The sequence below is a fragment of the Mesorhizobium sp. M7A.F.Ca.ET.027.03.2.1 genome (assembly GCF_003999175.1).
In the GTDB taxonomy this organism is placed as follows: Bacteria; Pseudomonadota; Alphaproteobacteria; order Rhizobiales; family Rhizobiaceae; genus Mesorhizobium.
In genome coordinates, this window is record NZ_RZOM01001202.1 from 1 (window position 1) to 1,725 (window position 1,725).

The following is a 1,725-nucleotide window of genomic DNA, read 5'->3' on the forward strand; positions in this document are numbered from 1 at the left end:
GGTCTAGTGCCGCTCTCTTGAGGTCGAAGCGCGGCCTGCCCGGTTCGCTGCTTCGCGACGGGTATCGGTCGGTGCGCAACCGAACCGCGTCCGGTAATGCTTGCAGAATTGAGACTGGTCGGCAAAGCCCCAGCGGTAAGCAATCTCGGCAACGCTGCTGATGTTGGTCACCGACATCAGTTCCTCGGCGCAAAGTTCAAGCCGGGCGTCGCGGATGAAGCCGTTGATCGACTGGTTGCTGTCCTGAAAAAGAACCTGCAGGTAACGCAGGGAAATCCCGCAGGCATCGGCCACCGCCTGCGGGCCGAGGCCGGAATTCTTCAGATTGTCGCGAATATACTGCTCGGCACGATGCAAATGGCCGGCCCGGATCGACGAGATGCTGCTGTCCAGCACGCGATCGTCGCTCACGATCGACAGGCACAGCATTTCCAGGATGTGCCTGCCCATCATCTCACGAGCGACTTCAGTGATCTCATCGACATGGCCGATCGTGGTTCGCACCGTGTCGAGGAAGAGCGCGGCGACGCCCTGGGTCGCGTCGAAACTGAGCGCACTGAGCCGTTCGGCAGACCCGATCCGCGCCCGAACGCTCGACGATGGCACCTTCAGGACCCACAGCGCGTTTGGCTTGCCGTGCCAGAATTCGTAAGGCGCGTCTCCCCTCTCAACGAGGAAGCCCCCCGGACCGCAATTGACGGTCCTCGACCCTTGCGAGAAATTCACCTCCGACATCTCCGGGATGGTGATGAGCAGGCTGGCGTCACGTTCGTTGAGGAAGTGGCGGCGATGGCGGCGATAGCTTACGGCATCGCAGCGCATTTTAGACACGCTGACGAGCCCAAGCGAGAAGGTTTCCAGCGTGCCCGAAAATTCACGACGGTTCCGATACTCGGTGTCGAGCGGAAAATAGGCTTCGGTAACAGCGGCTTGCCAGGCATCACCGCCTGTGGGACCGCCGATCGTATCGACGACGTATTTCATTCCCCGACCTTTCTGGTTGGCCCCGGTTAGCCCGGTGTTTTTCTGAAGATTACAGGAATCCGCCGGCGCGTATTGGTCAAAAACGAATAAACTTATGTGGCCGTTGGCCCAAGGGCCGGAGCTCGCGATGGTTTCAGTTATCGTCACGGTCCTGGTGTGCAGTTGATCAAACCAGCCTTGGGCGCGCAAACCGCAAGCCAAATTGGAACCATGCATCGGCCTCGACCGGCTCGTGCACCTTGGGCACGGTCGTCGCCGTGTTTGGTTTCGCGCGATGAGGATGGCGGGACACAGCGCGCACCCGAAACTTCTTCGCCAGGCAACTTTGCGCGAGCCCGCGGCCGAGAAACCCTGTTCCGCCAAAAATGGCGCCGATCCGCTCGGCTCCTCGGTCGTTTTGGCATGAGCCCAACCCTTCCACGCGCCGAAGCGATGCGCCGGCCTAGTCGGCCGCCGGGATAACCCGCCAAATCTTGTTGCCCACATCATCCGCGATCAGCAATGCGCCAGTTCGGTCGATGGCAACGCCAACCGGACGGCCGAATGCCTTGTCATCGTTGCTCAGAAATCCGGTAAGCACGTCCTGCGGCGGCCCCGACGGCTTGCCGTCGGCAAACGGCACGAAGATCACCTTGTAGCCGCTTCGCGGCATGCGATTCCATGAACCATGCTGGCCGACAAAGGCGCCATTCTTCATGTGCAACCCGAACAGGTCGGCGGTGTTGAAGGTGAGCCCAAGCG

Annotated in this window: 1 protein-coding gene and 1 pseudogene; both read right to left on the reverse strand. The window is 60.8% G+C overall.

What is annotated here, in order from left to right:
* Window positions 1-3: 3 nt before the first annotated feature.
* Window positions 4-1,200, reverse strand: coding sequence for a helix-turn-helix domain-containing protein (locus tag EN750_RS32955; RefSeq protein ID WP_245481773.1), 1,197 nt, complete (start codon window positions 1,198-1,200; stop codon window positions 4-6).
* A gap of 226 nt (window positions 1,201-1,426) precedes the next feature.
* Window positions 1,427-1,725: pseudogene (locus EN750_RS32960) on the reverse strand (sorbosone dehydrogenase family protein); the annotation flags it as partial.

Excerpts from the sequence above, each read along its gene's own strand:
- EN750_RS32955 (WP_245481773.1), bottom strand. The coding sequence starts at position 1,200 with ATGCATGGTTCCAATTTGGCTTGCGGTTTGCGCGCCCAAGGCTGGTTT.